This is a genomic window from Streptomyces sp. NPDC001108, assembly GCF_053598535.1.
In genome coordinates this window covers 393,500-406,987 of sequence record NZ_JBSFKL010000005.1, presented here as the reverse complement: position 1 = coordinate 406,987, position 13,488 = coordinate 393,500, and the positions used below count along the sequence as shown (strand labels likewise).

At 74.5% G+C, this 13,488-nt stretch carries 14 protein-coding genes; 3 read left to right on the top strand and 11 right to left on the bottom strand.

Features of this window, described 5'->3' with window-relative positions:
* Nucleotides 1-8: 8 nt before the first annotated feature.
* The 9 genes from ACWC97_RS15295 to ACWC97_RS15255 form a co-directional block, all read right to left on the bottom strand.
* Nucleotides 9-566: an amino-acid N-acetyltransferase gene (locus ACWC97_RS15295; RefSeq protein ID WP_352275510.1), complete on the bottom strand. Its 558-nt coding sequence runs from the start codon at nucleotides 564-566 to the stop codon at nucleotides 9-11.
* A gap of 9 nt (nucleotides 567-575) precedes the next feature.
* The gene (locus ACWC97_RS15290; protein ID WP_450649608.1) at nucleotides 576-1,082 is read right to left on the bottom strand and encodes a BlaI/MecI/CopY family transcriptional regulator; all 507 of its coding nucleotides are present in this window, start codon (nucleotides 1,080-1,082) and stop codon (nucleotides 576-578) included.
* Nucleotides 1,083-1,195: 113 nt separating this feature from the next.
* Nucleotides 1,196-1,375 (bottom strand): hypothetical protein, encoded by a 180-nt coding sequence (locus ACWC97_RS15285; RefSeq protein ID WP_352275513.1) that lies wholly within the window; start codon nucleotides 1,373-1,375, stop codon nucleotides 1,196-1,198.
* A 75-nt stretch (nucleotides 1,376-1,450) separates the two neighbouring features.
* Nucleotides 1,451-2,011 (bottom strand): hypothetical protein, encoded by a 561-nt coding sequence (locus ACWC97_RS15280; RefSeq protein WP_450649652.1) that lies wholly within the window; start codon nucleotides 2,009-2,011, stop codon nucleotides 1,451-1,453.
* A 138-nt stretch (nucleotides 2,012-2,149) separates the two neighbouring features.
* Nucleotides 2,150-2,947, bottom strand: a complete 798-nt coding sequence (locus ACWC97_RS15275) for a type III pantothenate kinase (RefSeq protein ID WP_352275514.1) — start codon at nucleotides 2,945-2,947, stop codon at nucleotides 2,150-2,152.
* Entirely contained in the window at nucleotides 2,947-3,999 is a 1,053-nt protein-coding gene (gene nadC / locus ACWC97_RS15270) for a carboxylating nicotinate-nucleotide diphosphorylase (RefSeq protein WP_352275516.1), read from the bottom strand. Before nadC ends, ACWC97_RS15275 begins: the two co-directional genes overlap by 1 nt.
* Nucleotides 3,996-5,744 (bottom strand): L-aspartate oxidase, encoded by a 1,749-nt coding sequence (locus tag ACWC97_RS15265; protein ID WP_450649605.1) that lies wholly within the window; start codon nucleotides 5,742-5,744, stop codon nucleotides 3,996-3,998. The genes nadC and ACWC97_RS15265 overlap by 4 nt, the downstream gene beginning before the upstream one ends.
* Entirely contained in the window at nucleotides 5,741-6,793 is a 1,053-nt protein-coding gene (gene panC, locus ACWC97_RS15260; RefSeq protein ID WP_450649603.1) for a pantoate--beta-alanine ligase, read from the bottom strand. The genes ACWC97_RS15265 and panC overlap by 4 nt, the downstream gene beginning before the upstream one ends.
* A complete protein-coding gene (locus ACWC97_RS15255; RefSeq protein ID WP_352275520.1) occupies nucleotides 6,790-7,779 on the bottom strand; it encodes a Rossmann-like and DUF2520 domain-containing protein in 990 nt (329 codons plus the stop codon). Before ACWC97_RS15255 ends, panC begins: the two co-directional genes overlap by 4 nt.
* A gap of 179 nt (nucleotides 7,780-7,958) precedes the next feature.
* On the opposite strand from ACWC97_RS15255, the gene ACWC97_RS15250 reads away from it, so the two are divergent.
* Both ACWC97_RS15250 and ACWC97_RS15245 read left to right on the top strand, forming a co-directional pair.
* Nucleotides 7,959-9,167 carry a threonine aldolase family protein gene (locus tag ACWC97_RS15250; RefSeq protein ID WP_450649601.1) on the top strand — a complete coding sequence of 403 codons (1,209 nt, stop codon included), beginning with the start codon at nucleotides 7,959-7,961 and terminating at the stop codon, nucleotides 9,165-9,167.
* Between the two features lie 85 nt (nucleotides 9,168-9,252).
* Nucleotides 9,253-10,353: a DUF5937 family protein gene (locus ACWC97_RS15245; RefSeq protein WP_352275803.1), complete on the top strand. Its 1,101-nt coding sequence runs from the start codon at nucleotides 9,253-9,255 to the stop codon at nucleotides 10,351-10,353.
* A gap of 18 nt (nucleotides 10,354-10,371) precedes the next feature.
* On the opposite strand, the gene ACWC97_RS15240 is transcribed toward ACWC97_RS15245, so the two are convergent.
* Nucleotides 10,372-11,046, bottom strand: a complete 675-nt coding sequence (locus tag ACWC97_RS15240; protein ID WP_352275523.1) for a response regulator transcription factor — start codon at nucleotides 11,044-11,046, stop codon at nucleotides 10,372-10,374.
* Nucleotides 11,047-11,177: 131 nt separating this feature from the next.
* Nucleotides 11,178-12,377, bottom strand: coding sequence for a sensor histidine kinase (locus ACWC97_RS15235; protein ID WP_450649599.1), 1,200 nt, complete (start codon nucleotides 12,375-12,377; stop codon nucleotides 11,178-11,180).
* Between the two features lie 96 nt (nucleotides 12,378-12,473).
* Between ACWC97_RS15235 and ACWC97_RS15230 the strand changes: the two genes are divergently transcribed.
* On the top strand, nucleotides 12,474-13,484 hold the full coding sequence (locus tag ACWC97_RS15230; RefSeq protein WP_450649597.1) for an SAM-dependent methyltransferase: 1,011 nt from the start codon (nucleotides 12,474-12,476) through the stop codon (nucleotides 13,482-13,484).
* The last annotated feature ends 4 nt before the right edge of the window (nucleotides 13,485-13,488 follow it).

Sequence of the window (13,488 nt, the reverse complement as noted above, 5' to 3'; positions counted from 1 at the left end):
GATGCCGGTCACAGATGCAGAAGCATCCGGCTGTTGCCCAAGGTGTTCGGCTTCACTCGTTCGAGCCCCAGGAACTCCGCCACGCCCTCGTCATAGGAACGCAGCAGCTCGCTGTAGACATCTCCGTCGACCGGTGTCTCCCCGATCTCCACGAAGCCGTGCTTCGCGAAGAAGTCCACTTCGAAGGTGAGACAGAAAACCCGTCGTACGCCCAGCCAACGGGCGGTCTGCAACAACTTGTCCAGCACCTGATGGCCGACTCCGGCGCCCCTGAGGGCGTGGTCGACGGCGAGAGTACGCACTTCGGCGAGGTCTTCCCACATCACGTGCAGGGCGCCGCAGCCGACGACCCGGGCGTCCTCGTCGCGTTCCGCGATCCAGAACTCCTGGATGTCCTCGTAAAGCGTCACGGTCGCTTTGTCGAGCAGGATGCCTTCGCGTACGTACCCGTCCAGGAGGCGGCGTACCGATGCCACATCACTGGTCCTGGCACGTCGGACCGTGATGGCCGTCTTTTTGGTCGGCGGTGCGGTACGGGATTCGGCGGACGGAAGCTCTGAGGACATACCCCGACGCTATCGCCCGGCGTCCGGCGCCGCTCCATCGGCCGGTTCCCCGGGTTCTTCCCCGGGCCGTTCCGCGTCCGCTTCCCCGGGCGGTTCCGCGTCCGCTTCTCCGGGCCGTTCCCCGCCCGGCCCGTCCGGCGCGGCACCCTCCGAGCGATCGGGCCGAACGACCCGCATGGCGTCCCTGAGCGCTTCACGCTGCTCGGCGGACATCATCCCGAAGAAGGCGACAAGGGCGGCGGCGGGGTTGTCACTGCGGGACCATGCTTCGTTCATCAGCGCGGCCGAGTAGGCGGCACGTGTGGACACCGCCGTATATCTATATGCGCGGCCGTCCACTTCCCTGCGCACCCAGCCCTTCTGATGGAGATTGTCCATTACCGTCATGACGGTGGTGTAGGCGATGGAGCGTTCCTGCTGGAGGTCCTCCAGGACTTCCCGCACGGTGACCGGACGGTTCCATTGCCAGACCCGTGTCATCACGGCGTCTTCCAGATCTCCCAATTGACGGGGCACAACGCCACTTTAGTAGGAGATGGCCAAAATGCCCGGTTTATTCGCACAACAAAAGGGCGTACGGCTCCGGATGAGCCGTACGCCCTCGACGTACTGCGGGGATATGAGGCCGGTCAGGCGCCGTCGCTCCGCGGGGCCTGCTGCACCGACTCGGCGCGGCCGAGCGCCAGGTCCACGGCCGCGTCCTCCTTGGCCTTGTTGGGACCGCCCTGGCTCTTGACGATCGTCACGACGAGGCCGATGAAGAAGGCGGCCATCACCACGGGGGGCAGGAGCGCGGATACGTAGTCCATGTCGTCCAGAGTAGCGAGACCGGTCCGGACGGCCGCGCCGCCCCTCGGCATCGCGGCCGTCCGGGGGCGCGGCGGCTATCCGGCGACGCGCTGCTGCTGCGGCGGGGGCGTCGGGCGACGGCGGGGCGGGAAGACCTCCGAGGGCTTCGGCGCGGGCCGGGCGGGCGGCCGGGCGGGGTCCTCCGGGGTCTTGGGCCGTTCGGGTTCCGCCACGGCGCCCCGGCCGCCCGGCAGCGCCAGGAGCCTGCTGCGGGGCGCGGGGGTGCGTGCGGCGAGGCGGGCCCGTACCGAGCGTTCCGCGAGCACCTGGCAGCGCACCAGGAGCGAGGCGGCCACCGGGCGGCGGCGCAGCCCCCGCAGCGCGGCGAGGTCCTCGGGGCGGGGGTCGTACCCACCCGCGAGGGCGTCCTGGAGCAGCTCCAGATAGCCGCCGGCGGAACCGGGGAGGGCGTCGCGGTACCGGACGAGGTCGGCGAGGAGGAACGCGCGCAGTCGTCCCGCCTCCCCAGCCGCCTCGTCCACGGCGCCGGCCAGCCGCAGGCAGTCCCGGACGTCCTCGTCCGGCAGGGGCGTGGGGTGAAGGGCGGTGGCGAGAGCACGTCGGAGCACCCGCAGCTCGTCCGCGCTGAACGCCATGCCGCCGCGTGATCCGTAAGGCGTGGGCATGCCGCGACCATACGTGCTAAAGGGGCAAAATCTGCTTAACCGGACAGTGGTGGCGCGGCGGCGTACCCGTGTCGCGGAGGCCGTTCCCGCAGGTACGCCGCCTGTCCGCTACAGCCGGGGCGCGTTCCGCTCGTACACCAGGCGCAGGCCGATCAGGGTGAGCCAGGGCTCGTGCTCGTCGATGACGGAGGACTCGCCCAACACCATCGGAGCAAGGCCGCCCGTCGCGATGACGGTGACGTCGTCCGGGTCGTCGGCCAGCTCCTTCTTCATCCGTGTGACGACGCCGTCGACCTGGCCGGCGAAGCCGTAGATGATGCCCGACTGCATCGCCTCGACCGTGTTCTTCCCGATCACGCTGCGCGGCCGGGCCAGCTCGATCTTGCGGAGCTGGGCGCCCCGGACGCCGAGCGCCTCGACCGAGATCTCGATGCCGGGGGCGATGACCCCGCCGGTGTACTCGCCCCGGGCGGAGACCGCGTCGAAGGTGGTGGCCGTGCCGAAGTCGACGACGATGGCCGGGCCGCCGTAGAGGTGGGCGGCGGCGGCCGCGTTGATGATGCGGTCCGTGCCGACCTCCTTCGGGTTGTCCATCAGGATCGGCACCCCGGTCCTGATGCCCGGCTCGACGAGCACGGCGGGGACGTCGCCGTAGTAGCGGCGGGTCACCTCGCGCAGCTCGTGCAGGACGGCCGGGACCGTGGAGCAGATCGCGATGCCCTCGATGCCGTCACCCAGCTCCATGCCGAGCAGCGGGTGCATCCCCATCAGGCCCTGGAGCAGCACGGCCAGCTCGTCGGCGGTGCGGCGCGGGTCGGTGGAGATCCGCCAGTGCTCGACGATCTCCTCGCCGTCGAACAGGCCGAGGACGGTGTGGGTGTTGCCGACGTCGATGGTGAGCAGCATCAGTCGTCCGCCCCGTCGGTGTCGGCGGTGTCGCGGAAGTCCAGGCCGATGTCGAGGATCGGCGAGGAGTGGGTGAGCGCGCCGACGGCCAGGTAGTCGACGCCCGCCTCGGCGTAGGCGCGGGCGGTGTCCAGGGAGAGCCGGCCGGAGGACTCCAGGACGGCGCGGCCGTCGGTCAGGGCGACCGCCTCGGCCGTCTGGAGCGGGGTGAAGTTGTCGAGCAGGATCAGGTCGGCGCCCGCGTCGAGGACCTCGCGGACCTGCTGGAGGGTGTCGACCTCGACCTCGATCGGGACGTCCGGGAAGACGTCCCGCACCCGCTTGAACGCCTCGGCGACCCCGCCGGCCGCGATGACGTGGTTGTCCTTGACCAGGGCCGCGTCCGAGAGCGACATCCGGTGGTTGACGCCGCCGCCGCAGCGCACCGCGTACTTCTCCATGGCGCGCAGGCCCGGGGTGGTCTTGCGGGTGTCGCGGACCTTGGCCTTCGTGCCGTCCAGGGCGTCGGCCCAGGCGCGGGTGGCGGTGGCGATGCCGGAGAGCCGGCACAGCAGGTTGAGCGCGCTGCGCTCGCCGGTGAGCAGGTCGCGGGTGCGGGTGGTGACGGTCAGCAGCTTCTGCCCGGCCTCGACCCGGTCGCCGTCCTCGACATGGCGCTCGACCTCGAACTCCTCGGTGCAGACGATGGACAGCACCGCCTCGGCGATCCGCAGCCCGGCCACCACGCCGCTCTCGCGGGCGGTGAAGTCGCCGGTGGCCATGGCGTCCTCGGGGACCGTGGCGACGGTGGTGACGTCCACCCCGCCGTCCAGGTCCTCCTCGATGGCGACGTGCGCGACGTCCTCCACCTGGACCGGGTCCAGGCCCGCCTCGGCGAGCAGCTGGGCGAGGGCGGGGTCGAGACCGCACTCCGGCGGGTCCATCTCGTAGAACTCGTCCCCGCCGCAGCCGCAGCCGTCCCCGCAGCCGCCCGCCGACGGGGCGGGCGCGCCGATCTGGATCAGCGGGACGTCCACGGGCTCGGGGCGCGGGTTCTCTTCGGGCGTGCTCACGGTCGGTGCTCCTCGGGGGGATCGGCGGGGTGGGTCGGGGATGCTGCCCCGAAGTCTGCTGCCCGCGCGGGGCCTACGGGGCCGAACGCCTCGGTCCGCGTCCGGTGGACGACCGGGCGGCGCTCCGGGGTGAGCCGGACCACGAGGTGGCGGCGCCATTCGGCGTCGTCGCGCTCGGGGCGGTCCTCGCGCCAGTGGCAGCCGCGGGTCTCCTCGCGCTGTTGGGCGGCGGCCACCAGGACGCGGGAGACCAGCAGCAGGTTGGTGGCCTCCCACGCCTCGACGCCGGGGACCGCGACCTTCGGCTCGTCGGCCGCGACGGCCCGGAGGGCGCTGTCGTGGAGCGCCTCCAGCCGCTCGGCGGCGGTGGCCAGGCTCTCGGCGGAGCGGAGGACCCCGGCGCCCCGGGTCATGACGCGCTGGATCGTGGCGCGGGCCTCCGGGGCGATCAGCGGGGAGGGGGCGCCGGTGGATCCGGTGACCGGGGCACCGGCGCGGGGCCGGTCCGCGACGATGTCCGCCGCGATGCGCTCGGCGAAGACCAGGCCCTCCAGGAGGGAGTTGGACGCCAGCCGGTTCGCGCCGTGCACACCGGTGCAGGCGACCTCGCCGCAGGCGTACAGGCCGGGCACGGTCGTACGGCCGCGCAGGTCGGTGCGGACGCCGCCGGAGGCGTAGTGCGCGGCGGGGGCGACCGGGATCGGTTCGGTGACCGGGTCGATGCCGTGGGCGCGGCAGGCGGCCAGGATCGTGGGGAAGCGGTGCTCCCACATCCCGGCGCCGAAGTGGCGGGCGTCGAGGTACATGTGCTCGGTGCCGTGGAGCTCCATCCGGCGGGTGATGGCCTTGGCGACGATGTCGCGCGGGGCCAGCTCGGCCAGCTCGTGCTCGCCGAGCATGAAGCGGGTGCCGGAGGCGTCGACGAGATGGGCGCCCTCGCCCCGTACCGCCTCGGAGACCAGGGGCTGCTGGCCCTCGGCGCCGGCGCCGAGGAAGAGGACCGTCGGGTGGAACTGGACGAACTCCAGGTCGGAGACCTGCGCGCCGGCCCGCAGCGCGAGCGCCACGCCGTCGCCGGTGGAGACCGCCGGGTTGGTGGTGGCGGAGAAGACCTGGCCCATGCCGCCGGTGGCGAGGACCACCGCGGGGGCGTGCACCGCGCCGACGCCGTCGTGCTGGCCCTCGCCCATGACGTGCAGGGTCACGCCCGCGGTGCGGCCCTCGGCGTCGGTGAGGAGGTCCAGGACGAGCGCGTTCTCCACGGTGCGCAGGGCGGCCCCGCGGACCGCTTCGACCAGGGCGCGGGATATCTCGGCGCCCGTCGCGTCGCCGCCCGCGTGGGCGATGCGGCGGCGGTGGTGGCCGCCCTCGCGGGTCAGCGCGATGTCACCGCCCTCCGCGGTGTCGAAGCGGGCACCGGTCCCGATGAGCCTGCGGACCGCGTCCGGCCCCTCGGTGACCAGGGTCCGCACCGCGGCCTCGTCGCACAGGCCCGCGCCCGCGACCAGGGTGTCGTCGAGGTGCTGCTCGGGGGTGTCGCCCTCGCCGAGCGCGGCGGCGATGCCGCCCTGCGCCCAGCGGGTGGAGCCGTCGTCGAGCCGGGCCTTGGTGACGACCACGGTGGCGAGGCCCGCCGCGGCGCAGCGCAGCGCCGTGGTGAGCCCGGCCACGCCTGAGCCGACCACGACGACATCGGCCTCGATGGACCAGCCGGGGGCGGGGGCGGTCAGCCGTATTCCGGTCACGGGGTGGCTCCGAGGGTCAGCGGGATGTTGTCGATGAGGCGGGTGCGGCCGACCCGGGCGGCGACGGCGAGGAGGGCCTCGCCGGTGGTGCGGTCGTCGGGGATCTCGGTGAAGTCGGCCGGGTCCACCAGCGCCAAATAGTCCAGGGCGAGCGGGGGCTGCGCGGCCGCCGCGTCGTCGAGGATCTGGCGGGCGGCGGTCCGCACCGCCGCCGCGGCCCCGTCCGGGCGGGCCAGGGCCACCGCCTGGGCGTCGGCGGCCAGGCGGGCCTCGCCGAGGGCGGTGAGCGCGGCGGCCCGGCCGGTGGTGGCCGAGGTGGCCGTGGCGCGGGCGTGCAGCGCCTGCTGGGCGGCGAGCCGGTCGCGGGCGGCGAACAGCGCCCGGGACAGGGCGAGGGCGGTGTGCCGCTCCGCCGGGTCCAGGAAGCGGTTGCGGCTGGAGAGCGCCAGCCCGTCCGGCTCGCGGACCGTCGCCACCCCGGCGATCTCCACCGGGAAGTTCAGGTCGCGGACCATGCGGCGGATCAGCGCGAGCTGCTGGGCGTCCTTCTGGCCGAAGAACGCGAGGTCCGGGCGGGTGAGGTGGAGGAGCTTGGCGACGACGGTGAGCATGCCGTCGAAGTGCCCGGGGCGCGAGGCGCCTTCGAGCCGCTCGCCCATGGGGCCGGCCGCGATCCTGACCTGCGGCTCGCCGCCCGGGTAGACCTCGTCGACGGACGGCGCGAAGACCGCGTCCGCCCCGGCGGCGCCCGCCACGGCGAGGTCGGCGTCGAGCGTACGGGGGTAGCGCTCCAGGTCGGCGGCCTCGCCGAACTGGAGCGGGTTGACGAAGACCGTCACGACGACCCGGCCGCCGGGGCCGACCGCCGCTCGGGCGGCGCGGATCAGGGTGGCGTGGCCCTCGTGCAGCGCGCCCATGGTCATGACGACGGCCCGGACGCCCTCCCGGGGCGCGAGGCCGGCCAGCTCGGCGGCGGTGCGGAGCAGGGTGGCGGGCCCGGAGGTGCCAGGGGTGCTGGCGGCGCCAGGGGTGCCGGTGGGGTTGGTCATCGGGACTCCTCGGGTCCGGTGCCGGTGCCTGGATCGGTGCCCGGGTCCGTGCCCGGCGGGTTGGCGCCCGCTCCGGTGCCGTCGGCCAGGACGCCGAGCAGGTCCTCCGCCAGCTCCGGCTTGAGCAGGCCGTGGGCGAGGGCGCGGTCGGCGGTGGCGCGGGCCATCGCGACGTACCCGGCCACCGTCTGCGGGGCGTGGCTGCGCAGCTCGCCGATGTGCGCGGCGACCGTACCGGCGTCACCGCGGGCCACCGGGCCGGTCAGCGCGGCGTCGCCGGAGCGCAGGGCGTTGTCGAGGGCGGCGCCCAGGAGCGGGCCGAGCATCCGGTCCGGGGCGGCCACCCCGGCCGTGCGCAGCAGCTCCATCGACTGGGCCACCAGCGTGACCAGGTGGTTCGCGCCGAGGGCGAGTGCCGCGTGGTAGAGCGGGCGGGCCTCCTCCGCGATCCACTCGGGCTCGCCGCCCATCTCGATGACGAGCGCCTCGGCGGCGAGCCGCAGCTCCTCGGGGGCGGTCACCCCGAAGGAGCAGCCGGCCAGCCGCTGGACGTCGACGGAGGTGCCGGTGAACGTCATCGCGGGGTGCAGGGCGAGCGGCAGGGCGCCGGCGCGCAGCGCCGGGTCCAGGACCCCGGCCCCGTACCGCCCGGAGGTGTGGACGAGGAGCTGCCCCGGCCGCACCGCCCCCGTCCCGGCCAGCCCCTCGACCAGGCCGGGCAGGGCGTCGTCCGGCACCGTCAGCAGCACCAGGTCGGCGCGGGCCAGGACCTCGGCGGGCGGCACCAGCGGTACGTCGGGGAGAAGGGCCGCGGCCCGGCGCACCGACGCGTCGGAGACACCGGAGACGGCGACCGGCCGGTGCCCGGCGAGTCGCAGGGACGCGGCGAGGGCGGGGCCGACCCGGCCCGCGCCCACGACGCCGACCGTCAGGCGGGCGGGGCGGTCCTTGGCTTCCAGGGGTTCGTGGGGGGCTGTTGCGTTCACTCGGCGAGGCCTTCCGTTCCAGTCCGCAGGGGGTACCGGACGATTTCTCTGCATGCTACGCCAGCGTTTCGCCCGTCTCCTCCGCCCGTCCACAGCCTGTGGACGAAAATCGGCGGAGCGGAAAATCGGCTCGGAAAAAGAGTTGAGGCCCGCGGTGTGCGCTGCGTGATGATCGTCCCATGGCAGACATCACAGACACGGACGAGCGGCAGAGGCCCCCGCAGCCGGGGGGCGGGACCGCGCAGGACGATCAGGACGCGCAGCGCCGGCGCCGGGTCGCCGCCTGGCGGGCCGCCCGGCGGACCCTGACCAGGTCGCCCCTGGATCTCCCGCTCGGCGAGCGGCTCGCCGCCCTGGCGGCCGGGTCCGGCTCCGTCACCGACCCGGACGGCCCCACGGACATATACGGCGACGGGGTCGTCGCCGAGCTGGAGAAGCGGGTCGCGGCGCTGCTGGGCATGGAGGCCGCCGCGTTCTTCCCGACCGGGACGATGGCGCAACAGGTCGCGCTGCGGTGCTGGGCCGGGCGGACCGGCAACGACACGGTGGCCCTGCACCCCCTGGCCCACCCGGAGGTGCACGAGCGCGGGGCGCTGGGGGCGGTGAGCGGGCTGCGCACCGTGCACCCCACGGCCGAGCCCCGGCTGCCCACCGCGTCGGAGATCCGCGACTTCGAGGAGCCGTTCGGCACGCTGATGCTGGAGCTGCCGCTGCGCGACGCCGGATTCACCCTGCCGACCTGGCAGGAGCTCCAGGACGTGGTGGAGGCCGCGCGGGAACGGGACGCGGTGGTCCACTTCGACGGTGCCCGGCTCTGGGAGTGCGCCCCGCACTTCGGCCGGGAGCTGCCGGAGATCGCGGCGCTCGCGGACAGCGTGTACGTCTCGTTCTACAAGACCCTCGGCGGGCTGTCCGGGGCCGCCCTGGCAGGGCCGCGCACGCTGGTGGACGAGGCCCGCACCTGGCGCCACCGGTACGGCGGCCAGCTCTTCCAGCAGTTCCCCGCCGCGATCGGCGCCCTGATGGGCCTGGACCGGGAACTGCCCCAACTCCCCGCGTACGTGGCACAGGCGAAGGTCGTCGCCGGGGCGCTGGCCGAGGGCTTCGCGGAGGCGGGCGCCGGCTGGTTCCGGGTCCATCCGGAGCCGCCGCACACGCACCAGTTCCAGGTGTGGCTGCCGTATCCGTCCGACGTCCTGGACGAGGCGGCCGTGCGGCTGGCCGAGGAGACCGGTGTCTGCCTCTTCCGCCGCTGGTGGCCCGCGCCCGCCGGACCGCCCGGGACCTCTTTCACCGAGGTCACCGTGGGACACGAGGGGCTGGAGTGGAGCGCCGCGGACGTACGGGACGCCGTGCGGGCGTTCCTGGAGCGGGTCACCGCCCCGTGACGTCCCGGAGCCGCCGCGCCGATTGACGGCCCCCGTCAACCGGCGCGGCGGTTGTGCGCCCACCCCGCACCATGGAGGGGTGAGTGTGCACATCGACATCGCCGGGCTCGCCCCCGAACGGATCGTCTTCGAGACCTCCCCCCTCGCCGAGCTGGGGCTGGCCCTGCACGCCCTCTCCGAGCCGGGCCACCACCCGGGGCTGCACGGCTGGGCGACGGCCACCGCCAGCGCGCTCGACCCGGACCTCGCCGACCGGCTCCACGAGGCCGACTTCCTGTGGCGCCACACCTTCTCGGACATCTTCCTGCCGTTCGCCGGCATCCGGGACGGCGCCGTCCCCACGGGCGCGACCCTCGCCGACGACCTCGACATCCTCGACCGGCTGGACGACGAACGGTTCGCCGCCGCCGCCCTGGAGTTCACCTGCGCCGGGCTCTACGGGCTCGGCGCGCCCTCCCCGCTCGGCAACGCGAAGATGCGTGCCCGCGCCCTGGAGATGGCCGCGGTGCACGGGCCCCGGCAGGTGGAGTTCACCCGGCGGCTGCTGGCCGACCCGGCGCCGGTGCGCGGCTGGGTGCGGCGGCTGTTCGAGGACTGCGACCGGGCGTTCTTCGCGGACACCTGGCAGCGCGTCCGGGTCCAGCTGGTCGCCGACGCCCGGCACAAGACCGACCTGCTGCGCCGCAAGGGGATCGGCGACGCGATGGCCGCAGTCTCCAGCGCGCTCAGCGTCGACGAGGCGTCCACCCGGATCAGCGCCGACAAGCTGAACGAGGGCCGCACCAGCGCGGTCGGCCCCGGGCTCACCCTCATCCCGTCCACCTTCGGCTGGCCGCACCTCAACCTGCTGCACGCGCCGGGCTGGCGCCCGGTGATCCACTACCCGGTGCACCGGCCGGATCTGCCCTCCCCCGCCTCCGTCGAGCTGCTCCAGCTGCGCATGGAGGCGCTGGCCCACCCGATGCGGATGCGGCTCTGCCGCCACCTCGCCCGCTCCGCCCACACCACCGGCCAGCTCGCCGACACCCACGGCATCACCGCGCCCGAGGTCTCCCGGCACCTGGCGGTGCTGAAGCGGGCGGGCCTGGTCACCACCCGGCGGCGCGGCCGGTACGTGCTGCACCAGCTGGACCTGACCTCGGTGGCCCGGCTGGGCAGCGACTTCCTGGAGGGCATCCTGCGCTGAGCCCGGCCCCGGCCCGGGTCAGTGCGGGCCGCCCCCGGCCCGGACCAGCCCCGTCTCGTACGCGAGGACCACGACCTGCACCCGGTCGCGCAGCTCCAGCTTGGTGAGGATGCGGCCCACATGCGTCTTCACCGTCGCCTCGGAGAGCACCAGGCGCCCGGCGATCTCCCCGTTGGACAGGCCCTGGGCGACCAGCAGCATCACCTCGCGCTCGCGCTCGGTGAGCCGGGCGATGTCCTTGTGCTTCGGCTCGTCCGAGCGGCCCGGCAGCATCGGGGAGAAGCGGTCGAGCAGCCGGCGGGTGGTCGACGGGGCGACGACCGCGTCCCCGCTGTGCACGGAGCGGATCGCGGCGAGCAGCTCGGCGGGCGGCACGTCCTTGAGCATGAAGCCGCTGGCCCCGGCCTTCAGCCCGGAGAAGGCGTACTCGTCGAGGTCGAAGGTGGTCAGGATCAGCACCTTCGGCGCGTCCGGCCGCTCGCAGATCCGCCGGGTCGCCTCGACCCCGTCCAGCCGGGGCATCCGTACGTCCATCAGCACCACGTCGACCTCGGTGGAGCGGAGCGCCTCGATCGCCTCCGCGCCGTCGCCCGCCTCGGCCACGACCTCCATGTCCGGCTGGGCGGCGAGCACCATCCGGAAGCCGGTGCGCAGGAGCACCTGGTCGTCGACGAGCATCACACGGATCGCCATGAGGGGGTCCTGTCTCCTGTTGTCCGAAGTGCCGATGGGTTCTGATGGGCGCTGACGCGTACTGACGGGCGCTGGATCGCCGCTGACCGGATGCCGGTGCGCGGACCGCGCGGGCCCGGGCGCGCCGGGCGTCAGGTCGGTTTGAGCGGCAGCAGCGCGCTGATCCGGAAGCCGCCGCCGGGGCGCGGCCCGGCGTCCAGCGTGCCACCGACCATCCCGACCCGCTCCCGCATACCGATCATCCCGTGCCCCGCGCCGTCCGCGCCGCCGTCCTCGTACAGCTCGTGCGCCGCGCCCCGCCCGTCGTCCTCGACCAGCAGACCGAGGCCGTCGTCGAAGTAGAGCAGCCGCACACTGGCCCCGGCGTCCGGGCCACCGTGCTTGCGGGTGTTGGTCAGGGCCTCCTGCACGATCCGGTACGCGGTCAGCTCGACCCCGCTGGGCAGCGGGCGCGGGGTGCCCTCGACCTTGAAGTCGACCGCCAGCCCGGTCCGCCGGACCTGCTCGATCAGCTCCTGGATCTGCTCCACGTCGGGCTGCGGGACGTACTCCCCGCTCTCCTGCGCGTCGCCGGTGCGCAGCACCCCGAGCAGCCGGCGCATCTCGGCGAGCGCCTGGCGGCCGGTGCTGGAGATGGTCTCCAGGGCCTGCTTGGCCTGGTCCGGCGCCGCGTCCATGACGTAGGCGGCACCGTCGGCCTGCACCACCATCACCGACACGTTGTGCGCGACCACGTCGTGCAGCTCCCGGGCGATCCGGGCCCGCTCCGCCGCCACCGCGACCTTCGACTGCGCCTCGCGCTCCCGCTCCAGCCGGGCCGCCCGCTCCTCCAGCTGACGGAAGTAGGCCCGCCGGGTCCGCATCGAGTCGCCGAGCACCCAGGCGAGCACGAACGGCACCGTCAGCACGACGACGATGAAGACCTCTTCGGCCCAGTTGACCGGCGGCACCTCCCCCGGCCAGCGCATCTTGGACAGGCTCGCCGCGGCCAGACTGCACGCCAGCGCCAGCCGGGACGCCCAGCGCTGCCCCACCGTGGCCACGGTGAAGACGATGACCAGCATCGCGAAGTTCATGACCCCGGGTTTCACCCCGGTGACCAGCTGCGCCACCCCCATCGCGATGGCGAGCAGCAGCATCTTCTCCGGCGCCCGCCTGCGCAGCGCCACGACCGTGCAGTACCCGACCGTGATCAGAACGGCGGCGACGCGCTGCCGCGCCGTCTCCCCGAGCCCCACCATGGACAGCCCCGAGAGCCCGAGGAGGGCGACGGCCCAGAAGACGTCGACGCCCGTCGGGTGTCTGCGAAGGAAGTCGTAGAGACGCTGCACGCGACCCAGCGTAGGGACAGGCACGGGGCGGGTGGGTCAGCCGAAGGGCCGATCCGGCTTCCGGGGCCGTACTCCCCAAGGTGGAGACTTGGCTCCGTGACGGACGAGTGGCGTGGGTGGCAGGAGGCGGCGGAGGCCGCGCTCTACGGGGACGAGGGCTTCTACCGGAGCCCCGAAGGGCCCGCCGGCCACTTCCGTACCTCGGTGCACGCATCCGCGCTCTTCGCCGCCGCCGTGGCCCGGCTGCTGGTCGCGACGGCCCGGGGACTGGGCACCGAGCGGGTCGATCTGGTGGACCTGGGGGCGGGCCGGGGCGAGCTGTTGACGGGGGTGCTGGCCGCGCTGCCCGCCGAGGGCGGCGAGGGGCTGACGGTACGGGCCCGGGGGGTGGAGCTGGCGGACCGGCCGCCCGGCCTCGATCCCCGGATCGGGTGGAGCTCCCGGCTGCCGTCCCGCACGTACGGGTTGCTGTTCGCCAACGAGTGGCTGGACAACGTCCCGGTCCCGGTCGCCGAGACCGGCGAGGACGGCGTCGACCGCTACGTCCTGGTCCGGCCGCGGGACGGGGCCCAGCGGCCGGGGGCGCCGGTGACCGGTGCGGACGCCGCGTGGCTGCGCCGCTGGTGGCCCTCGGCCGGGCCGGGGAGCCGGGCGGAGATCGGCCGCCCCCGGGACGCCGCCTGGGCGCGGGCGGTGGCCACGCTGACCGGGGGGCTCGCGGTGGCGGTGGACTACGCCCACGAACGGGCGGCGCGGCCCCCCTTCGGCACCCTGACCGGCTTCCGGGCGGGCCGGGAGGTGGCGCCGGTGCCGGACGGGAGCTGCGACCTCACCTCGCACGTGGCGCTGGACGCCTGCGCGGCGGCGGGTGCGGCGGTGGCCGGTACGGAGCCCGAGCTGCTGACCCAGCGCGAGGCGCTGCACCGCCTCGGGGTGCGCGGCGGGCGCCCGCCGCTGGCGCTGGCCTCGTCCGACCCGGCCGGTTACGTACGGGCGCTGGCCTCGGCGGGCGAGGCGGCGGAGCTGACGGCCCGGGGCGGCCTCGGCGACTTCGGCTGGCTGGTGCAGCGCGGGGGTCCGGGGCCCGGCCCCGTCGCGTTCACGTAATACT

What these genes read in the sequence shown, in the direction of transcription:
- ACWC97_RS15250 (WP_450649601.1), top strand. Translation starts at nt 7,959, where the DNA reads ATGGCAGACATCACAGACACGGACGAGCGGCAGAGGCCCCCGCAGCCG.
- ACWC97_RS15295 (WP_352275510.1), bottom strand. Translation starts at nt 566, where the DNA reads ATGTCCTCAGAGCTTCCGTCCGCCGAATCCCGTACCGCACCGCCGACC.
- ACWC97_RS15275 (WP_352275514.1), bottom strand. Translation starts at nt 2,947, where the DNA reads ATGCTGCTCACCATCGACGTCGGCAACACCCACACCGTCCTCGGCCTG.
- ACWC97_RS15285 (WP_352275513.1), bottom strand. Translation starts at nt 1,375, where the DNA reads ATGGACTACGTATCCGCGCTCCTGCCCCCCGTGGTGATGGCCGCCTTC.
- panC (WP_450649603.1), bottom strand. Translation starts at nt 6,793, where the DNA reads ATGACCAACCCCACCGGCACCCCTGGCGCCGCCAGCACCCCTGGCACC.
- ACWC97_RS15240 (WP_352275523.1), bottom strand. Translation starts at nt 11,046, where the DNA reads ATGGCGATCCGTGTGATGCTCGTCGACGACCAGGTGCTCCTGCGCACC.
- ACWC97_RS15280 (WP_450649652.1), bottom strand. Translation starts at nt 2,011, where the DNA reads ATGGCGTTCAGCGCGGACGAGCTGCGGGTGCTCCGACGTGCTCTCGCC.